The organism is Microbacterium sp. B35-04, from assembly GCF_010634885.1.
Lineage (GTDB): Bacteria > Actinomycetota > Actinomycetes > Actinomycetales > Microbacteriaceae > Microbacterium.
On record NZ_MWLP01000031.1, the window covers coordinates 34,528 to 52,696 of the forward strand.

The 18,169-nt window shown below is 69.2% G+C and carries 15 protein-coding genes; 11 read left to right on the plus strand and 4 right to left on the minus strand.

The features are described from left to right. Window positions 1-6 precede the first annotated feature (6 nt). Genes B1729_RS08830 through B1729_RS08840 form a run of 3 tightly spaced genes read right to left on the minus strand, consistent with a single transcriptional unit; the run spans window position 7 to window position 3,280 of the window. Window positions 7-930 carry a carbohydrate ABC transporter permease gene (locus B1729_RS08830; protein ID WP_163617714.1) on the minus strand — a complete coding sequence of 308 codons (924 nt, stop codon included), beginning with the start codon at window positions 928-930 and terminating at the stop codon, window positions 7-9. Continuing rightward, on the minus strand, window positions 927-1,892 hold the full coding sequence (locus tag B1729_RS08835; RefSeq protein ID WP_163617715.1) for a sugar ABC transporter permease: 966 nt from the start codon (window positions 1,890-1,892) through the stop codon (window positions 927-929). Before B1729_RS08835 ends, B1729_RS08830 begins: the two co-directional genes overlap by 4 nt. Further along, complete coding sequence (locus B1729_RS08840) at window positions 1,889-3,280, minus strand: extracellular solute-binding protein (RefSeq protein WP_163617716.1); 1,392 nt, start codon at window positions 3,278-3,280, stop codon at window positions 1,889-1,891. Before B1729_RS08840 ends, B1729_RS08835 begins: the two co-directional genes overlap by 4 nt. Window positions 3,281-3,473: 193 nt before the next feature. Here B1729_RS08840 and B1729_RS08845 point away from each other — a divergent pair, with 193 nt between their 5' ends. Both B1729_RS08845 and B1729_RS08850 read left to right on the plus strand, forming a co-directional pair. After that, complete coding sequence (locus B1729_RS08845) at window positions 3,474-4,499, plus strand: hydroxyacid dehydrogenase (protein ID WP_163617717.1); 1,026 nt, start codon at window positions 3,474-3,476, stop codon at window positions 4,497-4,499. Window positions 4,500-4,583: 84 nt separating this feature from the next. Next, on the plus strand, window positions 4,584-5,642 hold the full coding sequence (locus B1729_RS08850; protein ID WP_163617718.1) for a LacI family DNA-binding transcriptional regulator: 1,059 nt from the start codon (window positions 4,584-4,586) through the stop codon (window positions 5,640-5,642). Window positions 5,643-5,752: 110 nt separating this feature from the next. Here B1729_RS08850 and B1729_RS08855 read toward each other — a convergent pair whose 3' ends face one another. Continuing rightward, the gene (locus B1729_RS08855; RefSeq protein ID WP_163632140.1) at window positions 5,753-8,089 is read right to left on the minus strand and encodes a DUF1349 domain-containing protein; all 2,337 of its coding nucleotides are present in this window, start codon (window positions 8,087-8,089) and stop codon (window positions 5,753-5,755) included. A gap of 211 nt (window positions 8,090-8,300) precedes the next feature. Here B1729_RS08855 and B1729_RS08860 point away from each other — a divergent pair, with 211 nt between their 5' ends. From B1729_RS08860 to B1729_RS08900, 9 genes are all read left to right on the plus strand, one after another. Then, complete coding sequence (locus tag B1729_RS08860; protein ID WP_163617721.1) at window positions 8,301-9,377, plus strand: LacI family DNA-binding transcriptional regulator; 1,077 nt, start codon at window positions 8,301-8,303, stop codon at window positions 9,375-9,377. Next, the gene (locus B1729_RS08865; RefSeq protein WP_163617722.1) at window positions 9,374-10,978 is read left to right on the plus strand and encodes an FAD-dependent oxidoreductase; all 1,605 of its coding nucleotides are present in this window, start codon (window positions 9,374-9,376) and stop codon (window positions 10,976-10,978) included. The genes B1729_RS08860 and B1729_RS08865 overlap by 4 nt, the downstream gene beginning before the upstream one ends. A 10-nt stretch (window positions 10,979-10,988) precedes the next feature. Continuing rightward, window positions 10,989-12,272 (plus strand): extracellular solute-binding protein, encoded by a 1,284-nt coding sequence (locus tag B1729_RS08870; protein WP_163632144.1) that lies wholly within the window; start codon window positions 10,989-10,991, stop codon window positions 12,270-12,272. 15 nt (window positions 12,273-12,287) lie between these two features. After that, complete coding sequence (locus tag B1729_RS08875) at window positions 12,288-13,244, plus strand: sugar ABC transporter permease (RefSeq protein WP_163632147.1); 957 nt, start codon at window positions 12,288-12,290, stop codon at window positions 13,242-13,244. Continuing rightward, the gene (locus tag B1729_RS08880) at window positions 13,234-14,163 is read left to right on the plus strand and encodes a carbohydrate ABC transporter permease (RefSeq protein WP_163617725.1); all 930 of its coding nucleotides are present in this window, start codon (window positions 13,234-13,236) and stop codon (window positions 14,161-14,163) included. Before B1729_RS08875 ends, B1729_RS08880 begins: the two co-directional genes overlap by 11 nt. A 205-nt stretch (window positions 14,164-14,368) precedes the next feature. Further along, complete coding sequence (locus tag B1729_RS08885; protein ID WP_163632151.1) at window positions 14,369-15,403, plus strand: LacI family DNA-binding transcriptional regulator; 1,035 nt, start codon at window positions 14,369-14,371, stop codon at window positions 15,401-15,403. Between the two features lie 100 nt (window positions 15,404-15,503). Next, window positions 15,504-16,538: a LacI family DNA-binding transcriptional regulator gene (locus tag B1729_RS08890; RefSeq protein WP_239539569.1), complete on the plus strand. Its 1,035-nt coding sequence runs from the start codon at window positions 15,504-15,506 to the stop codon at window positions 16,536-16,538. 93 nt (window positions 16,539-16,631) lie between these two features. After that, window positions 16,632-17,990 carry a Gfo/Idh/MocA family oxidoreductase gene (locus B1729_RS08895; protein WP_163617727.1) on the plus strand — a complete coding sequence of 453 codons (1,359 nt, stop codon included), beginning with the start codon at window positions 16,632-16,634 and terminating at the stop codon, window positions 17,988-17,990. After that, the coding region (locus tag B1729_RS08900; protein WP_163632154.1) for an NAD-dependent epimerase/dehydratase family protein at window positions 17,987-18,169 on the plus strand (183 nt) is incomplete at its 3' end. The genes B1729_RS08895 and B1729_RS08900, both read left to right, overlap by 4 nt.

Genomic DNA, 18,169 nt, shown 5'->3' on the forward strand with positions numbered 1-18,169 from the left:
CGGGCCTCAGCCCTTGAGACCGGTGAAGCCGATCCCCCGGACGATGGACCGCTGGAAGATCAGGAAGATGATGATGGGCGGGATGCTGGCGATGAGCAGCCCGGAGATCAGATACGCGGGGTTCGTCGCCTGCGCCAAGCGAGGCAGCGCGACCGCCAAGGGCTGGGTTTCGGGATCCGTCAGGACGATCAGCGGCCAGAGGAACTCCTTCCATGCCGACATGATCGACAACAGCGAGACCACGGCGATGATCGGCCGTGACATCGGCAGGACGATGCGCCAGAAGACGGTGAACCAGCCGGCGCCGTCGATCTGCGCGGCCTCGAAGAGCTCCCGCGGGATCTCCTCGAAGAACTGCTTGACGAGAAGGATCGTGAACGCGTTCGCTCCTGCGGGGAGCCAGACCGCCCAGGGTGTATCGGTGATGCCGAAGCCGAGGAGCGGGAGGTCGAGCACCGTCAGGTACAGCGCGATGAGCGTGACGGTGGCCGGCACGAACAGGGTGACCAGGAAGGCGCCGTAGACGAACCGGCCGTACCAGGGCCGGATCACCGCGAGGGCGAACCCGGCGGTGGTCGACACGACGAGCTGGACGACCCACGAGCCGAGCACGAGCACCACGGTGTTGCCGAGGTACTGGCCGATGTCGAGCAGGTTCCATGCCGTGGGGATGTTCTCCCACAGCGCCGGCTCGGGAATGAGGCTCAGCGGCCGATTCACCAGGTCGCTGGTCGTGGAGATCGCCGCGCGCAGCATCCACACCAGCGGGATCGCCCCGAAGCCGATCAGCCCGGCGAACAAGAGGATGTGCACCAGTCGCCATCCGGTCCCGACTGCGGGGCGGCGCCAGTCATGGGCTGAGAGGATGCCGCGGTCGCTGGGCTCGGCGCGTTGCCGGCGCCGGCGGGCGGTGAGGGTCGGCGCGGTCATCGGGTGCTCCAGGATCGGGTGAGGCGAAGGTAGAGGGCCGACACGAGCACCAGGACGATCGCCAGCAGGACGCTCAATGCGGTCGCGACGCCGTAATTGCCGAACAGGAACGCGTAGCGGTAGATCATGAGCATCACCGTCACGGTGGCGTTCGCCGGTCCGCCGTCGGTCATGACGTAGGGCTCCGTGAACACCTGGATGGCGCCGATGATCTGCAGCAGAAGCAGGATCAGGATGACGCCGCGCATCTGCGGCAGGGTGACGTGCCAGACCCGCCGCCATACCGATGCGCCGTCGAGCTCCGCAGCTTCGTAGAGCTCGGTGCTCACGCCGGTGAGGGCGGCGAGATAGATGAGGATGGCGGTGCCGGCGCCCGACCACGTCGCGACGATGACCAGGCTCGGCATCGCAAGTTCGGCGGATTGCAGCCACGGCAGCGGCCCGAGTCCGACCACCGCGAGGAGGCTGTTGGCGACGCCCGACTCTCCGGGTGCGAAGAACACCTTGAACAACAACACGGCCACGACCGGCGGGATGACGACGGGAAGGTAGGCCAGCACGCGCGCCACCGTGCCGCCACGGCGCAGCTCCGACATGAGCACGGCGCAGAGGAGCGGGATCGGCAGCCCGATCGCCAGCGAGAGCACGGTGAACCACAGGGTGTTCAGCGCAGCCTTGGGCAGAAGAGGGTCGGCGAACAGGGCCTCGAAGTTGCGCCAGCCGACCCACTCGGCGGGGGTGACGAGATTGGTCTGCTGGAATGCCAGCAGCACGCTCTGCGCTATCGGCCACCACGCGAAGTAGGCGAACACGACGAGCGCCGGCAGCAGGAAGATCAGCCCGGCCCAGGCTGCGCGGTGACGCATGGACATCGTGCGGCGCGGTGGCCGGCGCGCCGGGCGGCCCGCCTGGGCGGCACGGTGCGTGACCGTGCCGCCCAGGCGCTCGGGAGCGACCGTCATTGCGCGTGCTGGGCGAGGATCGTCTCGACCCGGCTCTCAGCGTCGGAGAGAAGGGCGTCGATGTCCGCGTTCGGATCCGTGAGGACCGCCTGGACCACCGGGTCGAGCGCCGCGTAGATCTCCTGCGACGCCACCACCGGCTCGGGAACGTACTCGAACTCCGAGAGCGACGCGACGTACGGTGCGAAGTTCTCGACGGGGACATTCACGAACTCATCGATCGCGTCCCGATAGGCCGCATAGGTCTCGTCACTGAAGATCGGCAGCACGGGTACGCCGACGGGCAACCCGTCGGCAGCCGACGCCTCTGCGGTCTCGGCGGCCACATCGAAGTCGTAGTTCGGGCGGAGTGCCCGGAACACGATCCACTTCACAGCGGCCTCCTTCTCAGCCTGGGTCGCGGTGGCGCTCACCATGAGCACCGTGGCACCGGCGAGAGTGGCATCCGCGCCGCCCTGCGGCATGGGCCCGGCTCCGAACGCGTCCGGATCCCCGCCCTGCGCGATGTAGTTGGGGTACACGTCCGGCGGCGCGGACACCCACATGCCGACGTTCCCCGCCGTGAAGTCGGCGACGAGATCCTCCTGCTTGCCCAGGACGTTGTCTCCGAGCGAGTCATCCTGCCACCGCATCTGCTTCCACTGCTCCAGCACGTCGCGTGCGGGATCGTCATCGAAAGACGCCGACCACGTGCCATCCGCGGCCTGCTCGATCATCGAGCCGCCGTTGGTGTACGTGTAGCCAGTCAGGTGCCAGCCCCCGCTGTTGTTGGTGCTGATCTCGCCGAAGCCGGTCTTGCCGGTCTTCTCAGAGATCTGCGCGGCGTACTCGCGCACTTCGTCCCACGTGGTCGGCGGGGAATCCGGGTCCAGTCCCGCCTGCTCGAAGAGATCACGGTTGTAGACGAGGCCGAACGCATAGCTCTTCTCGGGGATGCCGTAGACGGCGCCGTCCCGCTCGAGGAACTGCATCACCCGGGGGTTCAGCTCGTCGAAGCCCTCGATCTCGTCGGTGACGTCTGCCAGATCCGCGACCTGCCCGCGTTCGATGAGCGCGGGGGGCTCGGTGAGGGGCACACGAAGCAGCGTCGGCGCACTGCCGCCCGCGAGCCGTGTGGCGAAGGTCTTCGCATCCCACGGCACATCGGACGCTTCGATGGTGATGTGCGGGTTCGCCTCTTGGAACTCCTCGACCTGGCGCTCGAAGAGCGCGAGCGCCGCGGTGTTCGTCGCCGCCGGCTTGCCCATGATCGTGATCGTCACGTCTTCGGGCTCACCGGCCGTGGTCGGATCGGGGTTGCCGCCCGACGTGCTGCTGCAGGCCGCTGTGCCTGCGAGCAGCGGAACAGTGATGAGCGCGGCGAGGAGCCGGCGCGTTCGCTGGTGCATGTTTCCTCCGATAGGGACAGGTGCGGCGGTGCCGCGGTTTCGCGGACGGCGGGATCAGAGGATCCGGTCACACTCCGTCGTGCGTCGTGGCCAGTATGTGGGCTGACTTTGCGTTACGCAAGCATTTTTTACATTTTCTTAACTCGAACTTTATAACTTGTGAAGTATGGGCCGATTGTGATGTGATCTCGGCATGGCACCGATGTCCCCCAGCCGCCCCGCAGCGCTCGTTGCGATGGGCGCCTCCGCATTCGCGGACCTTTTCGACGCCCCGCGGCTGGCGGCGCTGCGCGAGCTCTCGCGGATCGACGACCCTGTCCGCGTCGACGACCTGACATCGTCGGACGTGCTCGCCCGCCTGCGCGACGTCGAAGTGCTCATCACCGGGTGGGGCGGGCCCCGACTCGGACCGATGCTGCTGGCGACCGCTCCGCACCTCCGCGCGGTCCTGCACGCCGGAGGATCCGTGAAGGGTCAAATCAGCCAGGCCATCTGGGACGCCGGCGTGCTGGTCACCAGCGCTGCGGACGCGAATGCGATACCGGTGGCGGAGTACACGGTGGCGACGATCCTGCTGGAGGCCAAGCGGGTTCCGGCATACATCGACGGCTATGCCCGCACGCGCGATGTCGCGGGTGCGTGGCGACATGACCTTCCACCCGCCCTGGGCTTCGGAGGCACGGTCGGCATCGTGGGGCTCTCGCGCGTGGGACGGCGCGTGGCCGAGCTGCTGCGCCCCTTCGATTTCCGGGTGCTCGCCGCAGACCCCCTGCAAGATGCGCGGGGTGCCGCGCTCGTGGGCGCGCAGCTCATCGGGCTGGACGATCTCATGGCGCAGAGCGACATCGTGACGATCCACGCACCCGAGCTCCCCGAGACGCGGCACCTCATCGATGCACGGCGTCTGGCCCTGCTGCGGCACGACAGCGTCCTCATCAACACGGCGCGCGGCTCCCTCGTCGACGCGGAGGCGCTCATGGCCCGCTGTCGGGAGGGCACGCTGCGTGCCATCCTCGACGTCACCGAGCCGGAGCCGCTCCCTGCCGACTCGCCGCTCTTCACGACCCCCGGCGTCGTGCTCACGCCGCACATCGCGGGCGCCATGCATGCCGAGACCCACCGGCTCGCCGATGCCGTGCTGGAGGAGCTGCGGCGGATCAACGAATCCCAGCCACCGCTTCACCGTGTCGACCGACGGAGCCTCAGCCACATCGCATGATCGATCTTGAGCGATCTCGAGAATCCTGTGAGTTCTCGTGAGGAACGTTAGTCTGAGCGTGGCTATGGCGACGGGAGGGGCGACATGCTCGCAGCGGAACGACGCGCGCGCATCCTCGAGCTCGCGCAACAGGACGGCGCCGTCAGCATCTCGCGGCTGACGGCGGACCTCGGCGTCTCGCACGTGACGGTGCGGCGGGATCTCGACACCCTCGTCGCCGAAAAGGCCCTCGACAAAGTGCGTGGCGGAGCGATGCTCCCGGCCGGACATGCCACACCGCCCCGCACATCGTCGGTGACGATCGGCGTCGTCGTCCCGACGTCGTACTACTACCGCTATGTCGTCGACGGCATCGGCGATGCTCTCGAAGGGGTCGGCGAGTTCAAGCTGGTGATCTCGGAGTACGACCTCGAGGTCGAGTATCGGCTGATCGAGGAACTGGTGGAGGCAGGCGTCGACGGGCTGCTGTGGGTTCCGACGGTGTCGGAGCTCGAGGAAGCTCCGGAGTTCGCCGCCTTCACGTCCGCGCTGAGCGTCCCCGTCGTGTTCGTCGAACGCGAGACTCCGGGCGGCGGGCTCGCGATCGTCTCCTCGGTCCGTTCGGCGCACGAGCGCGGCGTCGTCAGCGCGCTCCGGCACCTGTGCGAACTCGGCCATCGCCGGCTCGTCATGGTCAGCCGCGGCAGTTCGCAGAGCGCCGAGTTCGTGAGACGCGGCTGGCGCGATGCGGTCGAGCGACTGGGGTTCGATCCTGAGAGCGTCATCCTCGGACCGCGGGAGCTGGGAGCCGGCCCGACGTGGGAGCGTGGGAGCGCGGATGTGGTGCTCGACACGGTGGAGAGGCTCGGCGCCACCGCGGTGTTCAGCCACGGCGACGAGAATTCGCTCTTCGGGCTGGTGCAGAATGCCCGCAGCCGCGGACTCTCCGTGCCCGAGAAGCTGTCGATCGTCGCTTACGACGACGACGTGTCGGCGCACGCCGACCCTCCAATCACCGCTGTCGCGCCGGACCGACGCCGGGTGGGGGCACACGCGGTGCGCATGCTGCTGGATCTGATCGACCATGGCACGGCCGAGCCGCCTTTGCAGCTTCAGGTCGATCCCCGGCTGATCGTGCGCGCGTCGACGGCGCCGCCGGCCTGACGCGGCGCCCGCGTGACGGTGCCGGGTTCGCGTCCGCCGTGCTGCCGGACTGACCCCCGGGGAGACGTGGGTGCGGACGCGCTCCGGCCTGCGGTCCGCACCCAGACGGCTCACTCGCCGTCGACCCGGATCACCAGCACCTCGCTGCGCGTCGCACCGGCGGGGTTCGAGAACTCGACGACGTAGCGGTGCTCGCCGGCCGCGCGTCCCTCGAGGGGCACCTCGACACGTTGAGCAGCCGGGCTGGCCGGCACGAGGGACCCGGAGGCGACCTCGACGTCTTTCTCGAACAGGCGCCATGCGCTCGCGTTGGTGCCCCACCACAAGTTCGCGGTGACGGTGAAGGTGCCATCGCCGTCACGGTTGGCGGCCGAGAGACGCGGGACGCCGGGTGCGGCATCCGTCACCTTCACGGTGACCGGCGAGGGACTGGTCACGCCCTGCGAGTTGATCGCTTCGGCGGTGTAGACGTACTCCCCGTTCCCCCGTCCCGCGACGGGCACCACGACGGACTGCGCCGCCGGTCCGGCGGCGGCCAGGTCTGCCGTGTGGATCAGCGCGCCGTTCTCGTAGACCTTGAGCCGAGCCGCGTTCGAGCCCCACCACATGTTCCACCGGAGTTCGAAGTTCCCGTCATGCAGCCCGTGCGCCCATCCGCTCGTCGACGACAGCACGCCGGGAGCCGGCGGAGCCGTCTCGGTGTCGGGCGGGAGCGGGGGTTCCTGGGTCAGGCATTCCTCGTACTCGTCCGGCGTGGGCGACCAGCGGAACCAGTCGAACGCTCCCGTGATCTCCGCGGCGGCGGTCGACCCGCGGAAGGCGAACGGCCCGACGTGCGTGAAGGGCGCATCAGCCACCAGGATCGGACGACCGAACGCCGAGAAGGCTGCGCCGTCGTACGACACCGACGCCGTGATCTGCGTGCCGTCGCTCGTCAGACGCAGCCAGATCTTGGTCGCGCCCGCCACCGCGGGCGGGGAGGAGTCCTGGCGGTTGGATCCGTTGCGGTGGTACACGAACTCGACCGTGCGGCCGGGCGTTGCTCGTCCGAGATCGAACTTGGCGTAGTGGGTGTCGGTCGCGTACAGCAGCAGGCCGGCCTGCTGGAACGGCTGGGTGGGGTCGATCTCGACGGGGGCAGTGAGCTGCCACGGACCTTCCGGAAGCTCCTGCTGGAGCAACGGCGCCGCGGCCACCCCGCCGGCGTACGTCGGGATGACGAGCTTTCCGTCCTCCACCGCGTGACGCGCCGACTGCTCCCTGACGACGCGGTCCCACACATCTCCGATGCCGTCCTTGAACTCATCCGAGCCATCCGCCGCGCACGCCTCGAACACCGGGTTCTCGGGATCGACCGGGAACTCCCCGGGGATCTCCACGACCGGCTCGGCGCCGTCCTTGGCCCACGCGATCGTCGCGCCCAGACGGTCACCCGACTCGTAGAACAAGTACGTCTCGTCCTGATGGGTCACGATCTCGGGCGACGCCACGCGGCCCACATCTGCGCCGAGGCCGCTCGCCTGGTGAAGGATGATCGGCACCTCGCCGACCTCCCGGAGCGTCTTGTCGATCGTGCGCGCGTAGCTCTTGCCGCTCGACGCGTGGTAGACCACGTACAGCTGACCGTTCCACTCCCAGAGATTGCCCGCCGAGACGTTCTGGCCCTCTTCGGCGCCGGGGGCTACGACGTAGTCGGGATCAACGGTCCAGGTGATCCCGTCGACGGACTCGGCGAGGCGGATGCGCCGGATGTTGTCGCGCTCGTTGCCCATGTAGAACATGCCGTACGCGAAGCCCGAGGCGGGGTCGGGGTGCTCGAAGACCCTGGCGTAGCTCGTCTCGGTGACGTTCGGTCCGCCCATGGCATTCGACACCACGATGTCGCCGTACTCGAAATGGATGCCGTCGTCCGACGTCGCGTAGCGGGTGACCGAGTTCTCGCCGTGGAAGTACATGAACATGTTCCCGGCCTCCTCGTTCCAGATCGCGTCCGGACTGGAGGTGTGGCTGACGTCGTAGTGAGGCAGCCACTCGCTCGCGATGATCGGGTTCGACCCGTATTCGATCCACGGGCCCTCGAGGCTGTCGGCGTACATCAGGAGCACACCCGCGGGCGAATCGTGGGGTGCCGTGTACAGGTACCACTCGCCGAGGGGGTTCTCGAAGTGCGCTCCGGCGTGGAAGACGCTCGGGAAGATGTATTCGTTCGTCGGGTTGTAGTCCATCTGGGACTTGTCGGTAATGACGCCCTGGTAGCCGAATGTCGGCCAGCCCTCGGGCGGCGGCGCCAGGGCCGTCGGCGCCACCCCGGTCGCGGCCGCAGGTGCGCTCGGTCCCGCCGGTGCCGCATGCGCGGACGGGGCCACCAGTGCCCCGACCACGAGGGCTGCCGTCGCCGTCGCCAGCGCGGCGACGACGCTCGAGCGGCGTCTCGCGGTTGTTCTCATCCGTATCTCCTTTGATGCGTGTCCCGCTGTCGCCCGTGCCCGCTTTGACACGTCCCTGCGGTCTGTGCGTATACTCGGCGGCATCTGCTAATGCGCATTACCACCGCCGATTCGCTATGCTAATGCGTATAACCCACTTCGGCTAGAGGATTTCTCGCACCGAAGGGCCCAGCAGGTACGGCGAGGACGCCGTCTCACCAGAGGAAGATCGATGACGACACCACCGAGCGCGCATGGGCGCATCACCCAGCGCCGCATCGCCGAGCTCGCCGGCGTCAGCCAGGCGACGGTATCGCTCGTACTGAACGGGAAGGCGGATGCGTCGACGCGCATCCCGGAAGAGACGCGCCGTCGCGTGCTGGACGTCATCAACAGCACGACCTATGTCCCCGATCCCGCCGCCCGGCGGCTGGCCGGCGTAGGGAACAAGATCATCGGAGTGTTCACCTACGAGCCGGCGTTTCCGAGCGCCAGCCTCGACTTCTACGCGGCTCTGCTCACGGGGATCGAGTCCGAGGCCGAGGTGCTCGGCTGCGACCTGCTGCTGTTCACGAGCGCACCGGTCGAGGGTTCCCGGCGTCGCCTGTTCCATGAGAACAACCGTCTGCGACTGGCCGACGGGTGCCTTCTGCTCGGGCAGGAGATGGACACCGAAGAGCTCGAGCGGCTCGTCGCGAGCGGATTCCCCTTCGTGGCCATCGGCCGTCGCGAGGCGGAGGGCGTGCCCTATGTCGCCGCCGACTACGTGACGGGCACAGCGGCGCTCGCCGCTCGTGCCGTCGACCTCGGCCATCGCCGCTTCGCATACGTCCATCCCGACAGCCGAGGCGAGTCGGTGCTCGACCGTCAGCGCGGCTTCCGCGCTGAGCTCGAGCGGAGGGGGATCGCGGCCGACGATGCGACCACGTTCATCGCAAGTGCCGGGGAGGATGCCGCGGCTGACTGGCAGCAGGTGCGCGCCTCGGGTGCGACGGTGCTCTTCGTCGAGAACCCGACGTATGCGATCGGGATGTTTCCGCACATCCTCCGCGACGGCCTCTCGGTTCCCGACGATCTCTCGATCGTCGCGCTGGCCGACCCCTCGCGATCATCCGAGAGCGACCTCGACTTCACGCGACTCAGCCCGCCGCGCACACGACTCGGCTCGGAGGCGCTGGCCCTGCTGTCGCGCATCCTCGATCCGTCCGCCGAGGTCGACGAGTCGGAACTGCGCATCACCCTCGACTGCACAATCACCGACGGAGCCACCCTCGCCCGCCCCCGCACCGCTCAGGAGACCACCCGATGACCGAACTTCGCACCGAGATCCTCGTCGTCGGAGGTGGCCTCGGAGGCGTCGCCGCAGCGCTGGCGGCGCTCGATGCCGGCCGGCAGGTGGTGCTCAGCGAGGAGTACCGGTGGCTCGGCGGACAGCTCACCAGCCAAGCGGTGCCGATGGACGAGCACAGCTGGATCGAGCAGTTCGGAGCCACAGCCCGGTACCGGCGGTTGCGCGACGGCATCCGTGACCACTACCGACGCTGGTATCCCCTGACCGCGCAGGCCCTGGCCGAGCCCACTCTCAACCCCGGGAACGGCATGGTCAGCCGGCTGTGCGCGGAGCCCCGCGCCGGTGTCGCCGTCATCGAGGCGCTGCTTGCCCCGCACCGGGCGGCCGGGCGGCTCACCCTCATCCAGCCCGCGGTCGCCGTCGCCGCCGACGTCGATGACGACCGCGTTCGGGCCGTGACCCTCCGGCGTCTGGACGACGGCTCCGAGGTCGTGGTGGCGGCCGATTACGTCATCGACGCGACAGAGCTCGGCGACCTGCTCCCCCTCACCGGCGCCGAGTATGTCACCGGGTTCGAGGGACGGTCCGATACCGGCGAGCCCAGCGCGCCCGACGAGGCGCAGCCGGGAAACCAGCAGGCCTTCAGCTGGTGCTTCGTCGTCGACCACGTGGACGGGGACCACACCATCGACCGCCCGGCCGAATACGACATGTGGCGCACGCAGCAGCCGTCGTACTGGGGAGCACCGATGCTGTCGCTCACAGGGCCGGACCCCCGCACTCTCGAGACGCTCACGCGCACCTTCACCCCGCACGGAGCCCGACCGGCCGTCCTCGCCGATCAGGGCAAGGACCCGGGCGATCGCGAGCTGTGGACCTTCCGCCGCATCCTCGCGCGCGACAACTTCACGCCGGGCTCGTTCCCCAGCGACCTCGTGCTCGTGAACTGGCCGATGATCGACTACCTCGGCGGCACACTGGTGGACGTCTCGGCCGAGGAGGCAGAACAGCAGAAGTCCAGGGCGCGCCAGCAGTCCCTGTCGATGCTCTACTGGCTGCAGACCGAGGCTCCCCGGCCCGACGGCGGTACGGGGTTCCCCGGACTGCGGCTCCGCGGCGACGTCACCGAGGGTCCTGACGGACTCGCGATGGCCCCGTACATCCGGGAGTCCCGCCGCCTGCTCACGGAGCAGCGCGTGACAGAGCATGACCTCTCGATCGCCCTCCGCGGCCACGGGCGGCCCTTCACGACCCCAGAGTCCATCGGCGTCGGCATGTACCGGATCGATCTTCACCCGACGACCGGCGGAGACAACTACCTCGACGTGGCCAGCGCGCCCTTCGAGATTCCGCTCGGCATCCTGATCCCGCGGCGGCTCGAGAACCTGCTGCCCGCCGGCAAGAACGCCGGCACCACGCACATCACCAACGGCGCGTTCCGGCTCCATCCCGTGGAGTGGAACATCGGCGAAGCCGCCGGGTCGCTCGCCGCCTTCAGCCTGCATCGCACGACCACCCCCCGTGCGGTGCGGAACACTCCTGCGCTCCTGCAGGAGTTCCAGTCCCTGCTCACTGACACCGGCGTCGAGCTCCACTGGCCCGACGTCGCCGGCTACTAGGAGAATCCGAATGAGATCAGCAAAGCCGCTGACCGCCGCCGCCCTGCTCGCGGCGACAGCGTTCGTCGCCACCGCCTGCGCGGGCGGCCCTGCCCCCGATGCAGAACCCGCGGAAGACATCGATCTGCGCATGACCGTGTGGACCTCGAACGAGGATCACCTCTCCCTGTTCGACTCGATCGCCGACGAATACATGGCCGACCACCCGGAGATCGCGTCCATCACCTTCGATCCGCTGCCCTTCGACGACTACACCTCGACGGTCACGACGCAGCTCGCGGGCGGCAACGCACCCGACCTCGCGTGGATCCTCGAGAACTCGGCGCCGGACTTCGTCTCGAGCGGGGCGCTGGTGCCGCTGAACGACGTCCTCGAGTCGACCGAGGGCTACGAGTTCGACGACCTCTCCCCGAGCGCCACCGCGCTGTGGGAGAGCGAGGGCGAGCTGCTCGCCTACCCCTTCAGCACCTCGCCGTTCGTCGTGTTCGCCAACGATGACCTGCTGGCCCAGGCGGGGCAGCAGGCCTCCGCCCAGCTCCTCGCCGACGGCTCGTGGACGTGGGAGGACGTCGATTCCATCGGCGCAGCCGTGCGCGGGGCCACCGGAAAGGCCGGCTTCGTCGTCCGCGACTTCGACTACCTGAACTGGGACTACCTCAGCACCGTCTGGAACGGCTGGGGCGCTGCGCCCTGGACCGAAGACGGTGCGACGTGCACGTTCGCCGACGACGAGATGGTGGAGGCGTTCGAGTTCCTGCACGATGCGGCATTCACGTCGCAGTCCATGCCGGGCCCCGGCACGACGGCGGACTTCTTCGCCGGCGAGGCCGCCTTCACCGTGACGCAGATCTCGCGGGCGAATCTGCTCGAAGAGGGCGGATTCGCCTGGAACCTCCTGCCGCTCCCGGAAGGCCCGGTGGGCGAGTACGCCGTCACCGGCCAGGCGGGTATCGGCGTGATGAGCCAGGGTGAGAACACCCAGGCCGCGGGGGAGTTCCTGGCGTTCTTCACCAACCCCGAGAACGCCGAGAAGCTGGCCGCCTACTTCCCGCCCCCTCGCACGTCGCTGCTGAACGCCGAGACGCTCGCCGCCGCCAACCCCCTCCTGAGCGAGGAGCAGATCGAGTCGGTCGTCGTGCCCGGCATCGAGAACGGCGAGGTGCGCCCCAGCCACACGGACTCGGCCGAGATCGGGCAGCAGGTCCGCGCCTCGCTCGACGACCTGTGGGTGGCGGACGCGGACATTCCCGCCGTCCTCGAGGCGACCTGCTCGGCGATCGATCCCCTCCTGTAGCGGGCGAAGGACGACATGACCGTCACAACGGACGCACTCCCGGGCCGCACCCTGCGGCCCGGGGGTGCCCCCGGCACCGCGCGGCGACCGTGGTTGACATACCAGCGACGCGACGCGCTCACCGGATACCTCTTCATCGCACCGCAGCTCGCCGGCATCGTGCTGTTCGTCCTCGTGCCGCTGGTGCTCGTCTTCTACTACTCGTTCCACGAGTGGAACGTCCTCGCGGGCACCTTCACGTTCGTCGGGCTCGAGAACGTCGAGAAGCTGTTCAGCGATCCCCAGCTCGCGCCGGTGCTGACCGCCACGGGCGTCTTCTCGGTCGGGCTCGTCGTCTTCAATCTGACGCTGGCACTCCTGCTCGCGGTCATGCTCAACCGGCGGTGGCGCGGCATCACCGTCTTCCGCACCATCTTCTTCTCTCCGGTCGTCGTCTCTCTGGTCGCCTGGACGATCGTGTGGGGTTTCCTCCTGCAGGACAACGGCGGCATCAACGGCCTGCTCGCGATGATCGGCATCGACGGACCCAACTGGCTGCGCGAGGGTCCGACGGCGATGCTGAGCGTGATCGTCGTCCAGGTGTTCAAGAACGTCGGCCTCAACATGGTGCTGTTCCTCGCCGCGCTCCAGGGCGTGCCGCGCGAACTGCAGGAGGCTGCACGCGTCGACGGCGCGAACGATCGCCAGATCTTCAGCCGCATCGTGCTTCCTCTCATCTCGCCGACGATCCTGCTCACCCTCATCATCACGATCGTCGGCTCGCTGCAGGTCTACGCGCAGATCGCGGTGCTCACCCAGGGCGGCCCGGGGATCTCCACGACCGTCCTCGTCTACTACCTCGTCCAGCAGGCGTTCGACTTCCACCACTTCGGGTACGGCTCGACGCTCGCGCTCCTGCTGTTCCTGATCGTCGTCGTGCTGACCATCGCCCAGTGGCAGTTGCGCAAGAGATGGGTCTTCTATGAGAACTGACACGGCTCCGACGGCCGAGCCGGCGGCATCCCTCATCCCCAACCTCGATGAACTCGCCGACCGCCCCTCGCGGGCACCCCGGCGGCTGGCGCCGGCCTGGAAGAAGGTGATCTTCTACGGCGCGCTCTGCCTCATCGCCATCCCCTTCGTCTTCCCGACGTGGTGGATGATCACGTCGTCTCTCAAGCCGGTCAACGAGATCTTCGCGTTCCCGCCGTCGCTGTGGCCCGCCGATCCGACCCTCCAGGCCTACGTCGACGCGTTCACCATCCAGCCGTTCGCGAGGCAGTACTTCAACAGCGTCTACATCGCCGTGCTGGTGACGGCCGGCACGATGCTGGTCGCGGCACTCGCCGGCTATGCGTTCGCTCGCATCAAGTTCCCCGGTCAGAACCTGCTGTTCATGGTGGTGCTGGTCGGCCTGCTGATCCCGAGCGAGGTCACGATCGTCCCGCTGTTCCAGATGTTCAACTCGTGGGGCATGGTGAACACCCATTGGCCGCTGCTGCTGGTGACCACGTTCGGCGCACCCAGCGTGCTGGCGACCTTCATCATGCGCCAGTTCTTCCTGACCCTGCCGGTGGAACTGGAAGAAGCAGCCCGCCTGGACGGGCTGGGCCGCTGGTCGATCTGGTGGCGCATCGCGCTCCCCCTCTCGAAGACGGCGCTCGCCGCGGTGGCGATCTTCACCTTCCTGCACGTCTGGAACCTCTACCTCGAGCCCACCGTCTATCTGCTCTCGCCTGAGCTCTTCACCCTTCCGCAGGCGCTCACGCGATACACCGACGCGTACGGCGGCGAGATGTGGAACGTGCAGATGGCTGCCTCGACGATGACGGCGCTCCCGGTGCTCATCGTGTTCGTCTTCGCGCAGAAGCAGTTCGTGGAAGGGCTCGCCCAGACGGGGCTCAAGGGCTGATCACCGCCGCAACCGTGGTGTATCGGCGTCCGCGGCAGACTGCGAACTCCGCATCCCGACGAGCCCCCACCGTCCGCGGCGGGGGCTCGTCGGGCATGCGGTGTCTGCCGGGGCACGAAAGATGGGGACAAGCGCGCCGACTCGTCGGTAAACGCTTGCTCGATAAGCCTGCCGAACCGGACACACAGGGCCTAGACTCTGGCCTGTGAGCGACATCATCGCGCCGACCCGAGGCGCCGCCACCCTGCACGACGTCGCCCGTGAGGCAGGAGTCTCGCTGGCCACGGCGTCGCGCGTCCTCAACGGCTCCACCCGCAAGGTCGCCGAGAGCTACCGGGAGCGCGTAGAGGCCGCGGCCGAGAAGCTCGGCTACTCGGCGAACCTCTCCGCTCAGGCCACGGCGCGCGGCACGTCGGCGATCGTCGCGCTGCTGGTCGCCGACATCGCCGACCCCTACTTCGGCCAGCTCGCCGCGGGCGTCGCACGCGGCGCCGACGAAGCGGGGCTCGTCGTCACGATCGCGATCACCGAGCGCGACCCGCAGCGTGAGGTGAAGCTCGTGCGCGCGCTCCGCGGTCAGCGCCCGCGCGGACTCATCCTGGCCGCCTCCCGTGTCGAAGGACCGGACGCCGTCGGCCTCCAAGGAGAACTCGACGCCTTCGCCAACATGGGCGGCCGCGTCGTCGTGGTCGGGCCGGGCGGCGGCGATGCGCGATCGGTCGCGGTCGACAACCACGGCGGCGCACGTGCACTCGGCGCCGAGCTCGCCGGACTCGGGTACCGCGAGGCGATCGTGGTCGCGGCGTCCGAGGGCATCCGCACCTCCGACGATCGCCTCGCCGGGTTCACGGAGGGCTTCACCGCAGCCGGCGGTGCCATCCGCGACGTGCGACGGTCGGGGTTCACCCGCGATGCGGGCTACCAGGCCGCATCCGACCTCCTCAGCGGCGACGTCCCCGCCGGCACCCTCATCTTCGGCATCAGCGACGTCGTCGCGATCGGCATCACGTCGGCCGTCCGCGATGCCGGACGCCAGGTCGGCGCCGACATCGCCGTCGCCGGCTTCGACGACATCGCCACGGGGCGCGACATCCGTCCCGGCCTCACGACCGTGCGCGTGCCCCTCGAGGATCTCGGATACCGCGCACTGCAGGCGGCGACCGACCCGGAATGGGAGGCCGCCGAGCCGCAGCTGCCGCTCGAGGTCATCGTGCGAGGCAGCACTCCGCCTCGAGACTGACGGCTCCGCCGGTTCACGGGCGAGATCGCCGCGTGCGCCGAACCGCTCAGGAAACGTTCCCCGGTAGGCTGAGCGCGCCGTGCGACCGAAGGAGTCACGGATGCCTCGACCGCCCCGCGCCGACGGAATGACGCGCGTCACGATCGCCGACGTCGCCGCCCGTGCCGGGGTCTCGCTGTCCACGGTCTCTCGCGCGCTGAACGGCAACCCGACCGTGGATCCGGAACTTGCCGAGCGGGTGAAGGATGCCGCGGCCGCCCTGGACTACACCGCGAGCCCTGTCGCCCGCAGCCTCGTGCTCGGCCGCACGCAGACCGTCGCGGTCATCGTGCCCGACCTCGGCAACCCGACGTTCCAGGCGATCCTGCGCGGGCTGAGCCGGGCCGCGGCGGCCGACGACTACCACGTGCTCGTCGCCGACTCCGCCGAGTCGGTCGAGGAGGAGCGCGTGCTCGCCGGCGCGACCCGGCGGCGCACCGACGGGGTCATCCTGTGCTCCCCGCGCCTGCCGCAGGACGAGCTCGACCGGCTCGTCGGCGGGCTGCGACCCGTCGTCCTCATCAACCGCACGTCCGGCGAGGTGCCGTCGGTGCGCGCCGATTACGGCGGCGCCCTGGCCGACGAACTCACCCACCTCCACGGCCTCGGCCACCGGCGCATCGTGTTCCTGGCGGGCGCGCCGCGCAGTGTCGCGAACGCCGCCCGGCTCGAGGCGATCGCCGCGTTCGTCGCTGCTCACCCCGACACCGAGATCTCGGAGATCCCCTGCGGCGTCGACTTCGAAGCCGGTGCCGCTGCCGGCGCCGCCGTGCTCGCATCCGGCGCCACGGCTGCGGTCGCCTTCAACGATCTGGTGGCGATGGGCCTTCTCAGCGCCGTGCAGGCCAGCGGATGCCGCGTCCCCGGCGATCTCTCCATCGTCGGCTTCGACGACATCCCGTTCGCGCAGTACACGACTCCCCCGCTCACCACGGCCGCGGTTCCCGCCGCCGAGCTCGGTGCCCGGGCCTGGGAGCGGATGCGCGAGCTGCTCGAGGGCGCCGAGCCGGGGCATCCGCTCACCGTCCTGCCGAAGCTGACGGTCCGCGGCTCGAGCGGCCCTGCCGGGGCACGCGCCACGTCCGCCGGCGGCTAGGGATCGATCAAGACGGGCTCGTCCGGACACCTGTTCCGGGCACCACGTCGCCGCGGCGTGGTAGTCTGAGAAAACGTTTCCTGAAGGAGTGAGATGAGCCACCGCCGGTACGCCCTCGTCGGTGCGGGACACCGCGCCCAGATGTACGTCGACGCCATCATCGGGCGGTACTCGGACGACGCTGTGCTCGTCGCGATCTGCGAGCCGAACCCGGTCCGCGCGCAGTACTACGTCGACCGCGTCGTCGAGGCGGGCTTCCCGGCGCCGACGGTGTACGGGCCCGACGACCTCGAGGCGATGGTCAGCGCCGAGCGCGTCGACCGCGTGGTGATCTGTGCGCGCGACGACCTGCACGCGCCCCTGATCGTGCGGGCACTGGATGCCGGAGCCGACGTCGTCGTCGAGAAGCCGCTGACCATCGACGGGCCGTCGGCCGCCGCCATCGAGGACGCCATCGACCGCACCGGCCGCGAGGTCGTCATCACCTTCAACTACCGGTATTCGCCGCGCAACTCGGCGCTCCGGCAGGTCATCCAGGACGGCACCATCGGCGACGTCACGAGCGTGGACTTCTCGTGGGTGCTCGACACCAAGCACGGCGCCGACTACTTCCGCCGCTGGCACCGCGAGAAGGAGCACTCGGGCGGCCTGCTGGTGCACAAGGCCAGCCACCACTTCGACCTGGTCAACTGGTGGATCCGCTCGGCACCGCGCCGCGTCTTCGCCTCGGGTGGGCTGCGCTTCTACGGCGCCGGCAACGCCACGGCACGCGGCATCCATGGCCGACCCGCCCGTGGCACCCACGACGGGAGCGATGCCTTCGAACTCGACCTGCGCTCCGACGAGCGCCTCAAGGCGCTGTACCTCGACGCGGAGCAGCACGACGGCTACCTGCGCGACCGCGACGTGTTCGGCGAGGGCATCACGATCGAAGACAACCTCGCCCTCGTCGTCGACTACGCCTCCGGCGCGACCCTGTCGTACTCGCTGAACGCGCACTCGCCCTGGGAGGGCTACCGCGTCGCTGTCAACGGCACGCTCGGGCGCGCCGAGCTCGAGGTGGTCGAGCGCGGCGCCGTGCTCGCCGACGAGGGACTGCACCCGGTGCTCGACCCGTCGGCCGTCGACGCCGGATCGTCGGGGTCGCTGCGCCCCGAGGGCGAGCGACTGATCGTGCAGAAGCACTGGGAGGCCGCCTACGAGGTGCCCATCGTCGCCGCGGGAGAAGGCGGTCACGGCGGCGGCGACGACCTGCTCCTCGCCGATGTGTTCGAAGGCCCCGGCGACGACCCGCTCGCCCGCCCCGCCGACTGGCGTGACGGCGTGCGCTCCATCGCCGTCGGCATCGCCGGCAACCGCTCCCTCGAGACCGGCCTGCCGGTGCAGGTGGCCGAGCTCGGCATCCGCTTCCTCGCCGCCGACGGCGCTCCCGCCGTCGCCGTCCGCGCATGAGCCGCATCGCCGTCACCGGCGGCGCCGGACGCCTCGGTCGCAGCCTCGTCGCCGGACTGGCCGGCGCCGGCCACGAGCTGGTGTCGCTCGACCGGGCCGTCTCCGAGGCCGCCGAGCTGGCGAACGTCGAGCAGGTCGCCGTGGATCTGACGGATCCGGATGCCGCGTCCCGCGCGATC